This is a genomic window from uncultured Bifidobacterium sp. (assembly GCF_963540075.1).
In the GTDB taxonomy this organism is placed as follows: domain Bacteria; phylum Actinomycetota; class Actinomycetes; order Actinomycetales; family Bifidobacteriaceae; genus Bifidobacterium.
On record NZ_CAUTOG010000063.1, the window covers coordinates 1 to 5,680 of the forward strand.

Below are 5,680 nucleotides of genomic sequence, written 5' to 3' on the forward strand. Positions count from 1 at the left end.
CCCGGGGGCTGACGAAGACAACCCCGGAAGGGCGCGTGAGACGCCTGCGACGACGACTTCGCCCGGCTACTTCGTCTGGTCGAGTCCGGGGTACAGCGGGAAGTCCTCGGTGAGCCTGTCGACGCGCGCCCTGAGGGCGTCGGTGTCGGCCCCGGTGCCCTCAGCCAGAGCGGTGCCGATGACGTCGGCCACCTGCTCGTACTCCTGGGGACCGAAGCCGCGCGTCGCCAGAGCGGAGGTGCCGATGCGCAGACCGGATGCCACGGAGGCCGGGCGCGGGTCGAAGGGCACGGTGTTGCGGTTGATCGTGATTCCGCAGCGTGCCAGAAGATCCTCGCCCTGCTTGCCGTCGAGCTCGCTGTCGCGCAGATCGACCATCACCAGATGGACGTCCGTGCCTCCCGTAAGCACGGTGATGCCGTTGGCTGCCACGTCGGCGGCCTGAAGACGTTCCGCGAGGATCTTCGCGCCGTCCAGCGTGCGTTGCATCCGGTCACGGAATGCGGACGTGCCGGCGATCTTGAAGGCCACGGCCTTGGCGGCCACGACGTGCATAAGGGGGCCTCCCTGCTCGCCCGGGAAGACGGCGGAGTTGATCTTGCGCCCGAACTCCTCCTTCGCGAGGATGAATCCGGAGCGCGGGCCGCCAAGCGTCTTGTGCGCGGTGGAGGACACGACATCGGCGTAGGGGACCGGGCTGGGATGCAGTCCAGCCGCCACGAGACCGGCGAAATGAGCCATGTCGACCCAGAAGCGGGCGCCCACCTCGTCGGCGATCTGCCTCATCGCCGCGAAGTCCTCGATGCGGGGGTAGGCGCTCCATCCGCCGATGATCAGGGCCGGATGCGTTTCGAGGGCGCGCTGGCGGATGATCTCCGGATCGATCCGAAAGGTCTTCGGGTTCACGCCATAGGATTCGGCCTTGTAGAAGCGGCCGGAGAAATTGATTCTCATGCCGTGGGAGAGATGGCCGCCCTGGTCGAGCGCAAGGCCGAGGATCGTGTCGCCGGGCTTGACCAGAGCCTGATAGACGGCGGCGTTCGCCTGGGCGCCGGAATGCGGCTGGACGTTGGCGAATTCGGCGCCGAACAGCTTCTTCGCCCGCTCGCGGGCGAGCGTCTCGATCTGGTCGACGACCTCGCAGCCGCCGTAGTAGCGGCGTCCCGGATATCCTTCCGCGTACTTGTTGGTGAGAACCGAGCCCTGGGCCTGAAGTACCGCCCGAGGGACGAAGTTCTCGGAGGCGATCATCTCCAGGCCGCGCTGCTGGCGGTGCAGCTCGTCGGTGAGCAGCTCGGCGATCTCGGGGTCGGTCCGCGAGATGGGGGAGTTGAAGGGGTCGTCCTGGCGCTGCACGAGCGCATGCCCTTCGGTGGTCGCTGCCTGGTCGATGCTCTGGGTCGTGGTCTGGTCGGTCATTGCTGTTGTGCTCCTTACGGGACGGCGGCATGCGGGATGCCGATACGGAAATGCTATGCGGGAAAAGTTATGGAGGGCGTGGGCGGCTCGCCGTGGAGGAAATAATCGCGGATGGAGTCCTTCACGATGCGCCCGCGCGTGCCCGGCATGGGGATGCCCGCGAAGGACCAGGGAATCCCGGAGCGCATCAGCCCTCGGCGGGCCGGTCCCCGCGAACGCGGTTGACGAGCAGGATGCTCACGAGGGCGACCGCGTACAGCACGGCCAGAACGGGGATGAGCGCCGCGTATCGGTGCGCCTGATCGGAGGTGTGCGTCACGATGAAGGACGCCAGCTGGTTGCCCGAGAGGCCGGCGAACGCCCAGGCGCTCAGGGTCAGCCCGTGCGTCGTGGAGACCGCCTTGATGCCGAAATGCTCGTCGAGCAGCACGGGCAGCGTCGAGAAGCCGCCGCCATAGCCGGCGTTGACGAGGAAGAGCATGGCGAGAACCACCCAGACGATGGCGTCGTCGATGCCCTTGGCGGCGATCTCGAGCACGCACACGGCGATGGACATGACGAAGATGATGACGTAGGCGGTCTCGCGCCGACGGAAGTGGTCGGAAAGCGTCGAGAAGCCGAGGCGGCCGATGGTGTTGAACACGGCGTCCATGGCCAGCACGGCGCCCACGGTACCCGCGATGGCGAGGGCGAAGGCCGAGTCGCTCAGTCCGCTGAATCGGGGAAGCTGCCGCAGCACGTCGTGCAGGATGTCCTTCTCCTGCGAGATGAGGGCGAGGCCGCAGGTGATGTTGATGTAGAAGGCCAGCCAGATGCCCCAGAACACGGGTTTCCTCATGACGGCGAAGCGGCTGACCCGCTCGTCGGGGGAGTAGACGTAGCCGGCCGGACGTTTGATGAGCAGGAAGCCGAGGAACATGAACAGCGCGTACACGGCGGAGAGCACGTAGAACATGTTGACCAGACCGATGGAGCCGATAAGCCATTCCATGACCGGGCTGGCGATGGCCTTGGCGAGCCCGAAGCCGGCCACGGCGATTCCGGTGGCGAGGCCCTTGTTGTCCTTGAACCACAGCATGAGGTTCTTCACCGGGGTGAGATAACCGACGCCGAGGCCCACGCCCATGATCGCGCCGTAGAAGACGAACACGCCCGGAAGCCATCCGGCGGCGATGCTCGCTCCGGTTCCGGCGAAGCCGACGACGAAGCACACCATGGAGATCAGGGCCGACTTCCTGATGTCGCGCTCGACCATGGGGCCGAGAAACGCCGCGGACATCCCGAGGAAGAAGATCGCGAGGGAGAAGCCCCATTCGACCGTTCCGGCGGGCGCTCCCAGACGGTCGGCGATCAGCTGCTTGAACACGCTCCAGCAGTAGACGGTTCCGATGGAGACGTGGATGAGAAGCGCGGGGATGATCGCTCGTGTCCAGCGGTTATCGGCCTGGATGCTCATGTATCCCTCTCTGCACAGGGATTCTGCGTTCCCTCGCCACGCTGGCGGTGCGGCCCGAGACTGGCGTCCGGATTCTTCCCTCTGCAGGCGAAAGATAACACGAATCCTGTTCGTTTCGAAATATCTTTCCGTGAAAACCGGAGGAATGCGGACGAATGTGAGAAAGCTCATAGCTGGGGAGATGAGAGTGGAATCGGCTTTATATCGCGTACTCCGGAGGTATTGGAGCGTTGGGTTCGGGGTTCTGGTATTGTGCGTGATATCTATAACCACAACGGCGAGGGGGTGGTGAGGATGGGTAAATTTACCATCATCATCGGGGCTATCGGTCTGGCCTTCGGGGCGGTGAGTCTGGCTTTGTCGTTCTTCACCCAGGTTCCCGCCGGCATATGCGGTCTTATTGCGGGGGTCATCGCTCTCGTCGTCGGCCTGATCGGCACGCACCCCGACGAGTAACGCCGATTGCGCGCGCCTCCGTGACACCGCCCTTCTGCTCGCCGCGCGAACGGACCAGTGAGGCCCTCCCGCTTCGTCCGGTCCGTCGCGTCTGGTCAGTTTCGGCCTCGGCCACCCGTCTGTTCGCGAAGCCCGCGCTCAACCATGTCCATGCCCTCCGGTCAGGCCTTTCCCTCGATGGTTATCCGGCTGCTCCCGATGACGCGCAGACGGACACGTGGCTCTCGGTCCCGGAGGCGGCCAGATCGGTGAGACGGCGAGCAAGATCGGCAAGCGCCTCCGGCATTATCGTGTAGTAGACCCACTTCCCCCGCCGCTCTCGCGTGACGAAGCCGGACTCCGCGAGAAGCCTCATATGGTGCGAGATGGTGGGCTGGGTGAGGCCGAGGGGCTCGGTGAGCTGGCAGATGCAGGCTCTCCCTCCGGGATGCGCGGCGATGATTCGCAGAAGCCGCAGACGGGCGGGGTCGGCGAGGGCCTTGAGCTCCCGCTCGAGGCCGCGGTCATCGTTCGGGCGGGGCGTCGCCTCGCACGCACAGGCGAGGCAGACGTCCTGGCCCTGGTGTTCCGGAGGCGTAGGCGTGATGGTCATGTCCTCCAGTCTCGCACCGACTCCCTAATTCATCGACGAACGTCTATGTGTTGCGTCACGATAGTTTCGATAGATGGTCGTCTATGTGAGGGGTGCGTGATGCCCGCGAACGAACGGATGTCTTCACGGGGGCAGAAGGCGAGTCGCACGCCCGTCGTGCGGTCGCAGGTTCCCGCACGTCTTGGCCGGGCCGATAGGTGGTTGCCGATCTGGATTCTGGCGTCCATGGCCGTCGGCGTCGTGGCCGGGCGTCTGTGGCCGGGGCTGGCGACGTTCATCGACTCCGTGAAACTGGGCTCCACGAGTCTGCCGATCGCCCTGGGACTTCTGCTGATGATGTACCCGCCCCTGGCCAGGGTCCGCTACGACAGGCTCGAACGGGTGGCCCGCGACCGGCGTCTCCTGGGCGCCTCCCTGCTCCTCAACTGGGTCGTCGGACCCGCCCTCATGTTCACGCTGGCGTGGCTGCTGCTGCCCGACCTTCCCGACTACCGCACCGGCGTCATCATCGTCGGGCTGGCGCGCTGCATCGCCATGGTGCTCATCTGGAACGATCTGGCGTGCGGGGACCGCGAGGCCGCAGCGGTTCTCGTCGCGCTGAATGCGATCTTCCAGATTCTCGCCTTCGCCGGCCTCGGCTGGTTCTATCTCGATGTTCTGCCCGGCTGGCTTGGCCTGTCGACGGTGCCGGCCGGGTTCTCGTTCCGCGCGATCGCCGAATCGGTGCTCGTCTTCCTCGGTGTGCCGTTGCTGGCCGGATGGGCCAGTCGCAGGCTCGGAGAACGCCTCAGAGGACGTGAATGGTATGAGCGCAGATTCCTGCCCCGAATCAGTCCGCTGGCCACCTGGGGTCTGCTGTTCGCGGTGGTCGTGCTCTTCGCCATGCAGGGGGAGCGCATCTCCCGCGAACCGTGGGAGGTCGTGCGCATCGCGGCGCCGCTGGTCATCTACTTCGCCATCATGTTCACTGTCGGGTTCGCCCTCGGCCACGCCCTGCATCTGGGCTATGAGCGGACCGCGACCCTGGCGTTCACGGGGGCCGGCAACAACTTCGAACTCGCCATAGCCGTATGCGTGGGCACCTTCGGCGTCGTCTCCGGCCAGGCGCTGGCCGGAACGGTGGGCCCTCTCATCGAGGTCCCCGCCCTTCTGGGACTCGTCTATGTGGCCCTCTGGCTGCGACCGCGTCTGTTTCCGCGGTGCGTGGACGCCACCGGCTGTCCGGGGCCGGGCAGGGACGACTAGAGCGACTAGAGACCACACGTCGGTCATACGCCGAAAAACACGGCGGGGATGGGATGCGGACCGGCAGATTATGGACCGGCAGATTACGGATCCGCATACCACGACCTCAGAGGAGACCAACCCATGCGACTGCTTATCATAGGCGGCTCGGATGCCGCCATCATGGCAGGCCTGCGGGCCCGTCGGCTCGACCCGCGGGCGCATGTCACGCTCGTGGTCGCCGACCGCTATCCGAACTATTCGATCTGCGGGATTCCCTACCACATCGCAGGCGACGTGTCGGACTGGCACGACCTGGCCCATCGCACCCGGACGGATCTGGAGGCGGCGGGCCTCTCCTTGCGTCTGGGCGTGCGCGCCACCGCCATCGATGTCGCGGCCCATGCCGTCACCGTGGCCGGATCCGACGGGAATCGCGAGGCGATGGGCTACGACCGGCTTGTCGTGGCCACGGGCGCGGTGCCCGCGGTGAACGGCATCACCGGTCTGTCCGGCCCCGGGGCCCTCGGCCC

General features: G+C 65.9%; 6 protein-coding genes. 3 read left to right on the forward strand and 3 right to left on the reverse strand.

Annotated elements, in window-relative coordinates:
• Positions 1-66 precede the first annotated feature (66 nt).
• The gene (glyA, locus tag RWX87_RS06330; protein WP_314688725.1) at positions 67-1,419 is read right to left on the reverse strand and encodes a serine hydroxymethyltransferase; all 1,353 of its coding nucleotides are present in this window, start codon (positions 1,417-1,419) and stop codon (positions 67-69) included.
• Between the two features lie 187 nt (positions 1,420-1,606).
• The gene (locus RWX87_RS06335; RefSeq protein ID WP_314688727.1) at positions 1,607-2,875 is read right to left on the reverse strand and encodes an OFA family MFS transporter; all 1,269 of its coding nucleotides are present in this window, start codon (positions 2,873-2,875) and stop codon (positions 1,607-1,609) included.
• 252 nt (positions 2,876-3,127) lie between these two features.
• On the opposite strand from RWX87_RS06335, the gene RWX87_RS06340 reads away from it, so the two are divergent.
• On the forward strand, positions 3,128-3,331 hold the full coding sequence (locus tag RWX87_RS06340) for a hypothetical protein (RefSeq protein WP_314688728.1): 204 nt from the start codon (positions 3,128-3,130) through the stop codon (positions 3,329-3,331).
• A 181-nt stretch (positions 3,332-3,512) separates the two neighbouring features.
• On the opposite strand, the gene RWX87_RS06345 is transcribed toward RWX87_RS06340, so the two are convergent.
• Positions 3,513-3,923: a metalloregulator ArsR/SmtB family transcription factor gene (locus tag RWX87_RS06345; protein WP_314688729.1), complete on the reverse strand. Its 411-nt coding sequence runs from the start codon at positions 3,921-3,923 to the stop codon at positions 3,513-3,515.
• 117 nt (positions 3,924-4,040) lie between these two features.
• Here RWX87_RS06345 and arsB point away from each other — a divergent pair, with 117 nt between their 5' ends.
• Entirely contained in the window at positions 4,041-5,168 is a 1,128-nt protein-coding gene (gene arsB / locus RWX87_RS06350; protein WP_399552329.1) for an ACR3 family arsenite efflux transporter, read from the forward strand.
• 123 nt (positions 5,169-5,291) lie between these two features.
• Positions 5,292-5,680: FAD-dependent oxidoreductase (locus RWX87_RS06355; RefSeq protein ID WP_314688730.1), on the forward strand; the 389-nt coding region annotated here is incomplete at its 3' end.

Excerpts from the sequence above, each read along its gene's own strand:
- glyA (WP_314688725.1), bottom strand. The coding sequence starts at position 1,419 with ATGACCGACCAGACCACGACCCAGAGCATCGACCAGGCAGCGACCACC.
- RWX87_RS06335 (WP_314688727.1), bottom strand. The coding sequence starts at position 2,875 with ATGAGCATCCAGGCCGATAACCGCTGGACACGAGCGATCATCCCCGCG.
- RWX87_RS06345 (WP_314688729.1), bottom strand. The coding sequence starts at position 3,923 with ATGACCATCACGCCTACGCCTCCGGAACACCAGGGCCAGGACGTCTGC.
- arsB (WP_399552329.1), top strand. The coding sequence starts at position 4,041 with ATGTCTTCACGGGGGCAGAAGGCGAGTCGCACGCCCGTCGTGCGGTCG.